This is a genomic window from Aliarcobacter vitoriensis (assembly GCF_003316695.1).
GTDB classification, from domain to species: Bacteria; Campylobacterota; Campylobacteria; order Campylobacterales; family Arcobacteraceae; genus Aliarcobacter; species Aliarcobacter vitoriensis.
Window position 1 is genome coordinate 1 of sequence record NZ_PDKB01000042.1, and the last position, 1338, is coordinate 1338.

Genomic DNA, 1338 nt, shown 5'->3' on the forward strand with positions numbered 1-1338 from the left:
TATCACCACAATGCGTGAGATATTTTTCCCAAGCCTCAGCTTTATTAAAGATGAGTTTGGTGGCTCTAGGAACGTGCATATCAGCAATTAGTAAGGCGTTGCACTATCTCGCTCTGCGATATGAGCAAGCGAGATTAATACTTCATGTAATTTGAATGTAGTAGTCGATGTGTCACCAAACTTATCAATAAGATATTGATAAATTAATGCCATTTCTTCGTCGTGATCTTTTGGAGGAGCAATAACATATTGGGTATTTAGCAACTGAATGACATTATCCATGGTGGTCTCATATTGCTCATAGTTGTCAAAAGCAGATGAAGCCTGAACCGGACGACATTTTTTTGTTGGTTTCTTCTTCTTTTTTCTAGGTTTGTTACTCATAGGATGTAGTCAATCCAGTAATGGTGATTTGTACTGATATAAAATAAGAATGCCCGCTAAATTAGAGCGAGCATAAAGGGCTAAAAGTGAGGTTCTAGGCCGCAGTTTTCTATTTCAGGTTGAGATATCTGGCTCCAGCCGAAGGTTGGCTACTGTTCTACACCTTAAAATCATCTGTGCAATAAATAGGAATAGTAAACGGCAAAAGAAGACGTTGGAGTTTATGGAATGTTTCTGAGTCCCGTTTCCCAAATACATGAGCAATGACTCGCTTATATCTAGGTTCCCACGCATACCATAACCAGCGCTGATTCTTTTTTTTACCGACAAACGACCATTGCTCATCAACTTCACATATCAGTTCAATGTGGGCTACATCAAAGGGAATTGTTGTTACTTGCTTCGGTGTGAGTTTTTTAAAGTGCGTAGTACTGTATTATAGCCGACTTTCAAAACTCGACCCGTCTCTCTTACTCCTGAACTATTCATCGCCATATCAACAATCTTTTCCTTAACGCCAGGTTTACAAGCTTCATAAGCGTAATCAATAAGAAATGTTCGATTGCAATCAAAGCAGCGATATCGCTGAGCTCCTCGTGGATTAGTCCCATATTTGCGGACTTGCTCCGCTTGATTACAAAAACGACATTTCACATCAATAGTAGCCATGAATAATCCATCCTTAAAAAGGATGATTATATACTAAATAAATCAATTGGGGTCCCTACCCACGTGTAATACCAGAAAACTTAATATTGTAACCACAATTAATTGCGATGTGTTCAAATAACAAGCGTTGAGCGCGGCCATTGCCTTCACGAAATGGATGTAGAACATTAATATCGCAATAATAGTCTGCTAGTGTAGGAAGAAAGTTATCGTATGGTAGACCAACTAAATATTTATCTTTTGCCAGCATTGAAAACAGATTATGCGCTTCCTTTTCAAGTCTAC

The 1338-nt window shown here is 38.6% G+C and carries 2 protein-coding genes and 1 pseudogene; all 3 read right to left on the reverse strand.

The features are described from left to right. Window positions 1–87: 87 nt before the first annotated feature. Window positions 88–384, reverse strand: a complete 297-nt coding sequence (locus CRU91_RS12030; protein ID WP_222718480.1) for a hypothetical protein — start codon at window positions 382–384, stop codon at window positions 88–90. Between the two features lie 160 nt (window positions 385–544). Further along, window positions 545–1053 (reverse strand): annotated as a pseudogene (locus CRU91_RS12035) (IS1-like element ISPda1 family transposase); the annotation flags it as partial. A 55-nt stretch (window positions 1054–1108) separates the two neighbouring features. After that, on the reverse strand, window positions 1109–1338 hold a 230-nt coding region (locus CRU91_RS12040), incomplete at its 5' end, for a Fic family protein (RefSeq protein ID WP_222718481.1).

Coding starts and splice junctions, on each gene's coding strand:
- CRU91_RS12030 (WP_222718480.1), bottom strand. CDS start 384: ATGAGTAACAAACCTAGAAAAAAGAAGAAGAAACCAACAAAAAAATGT.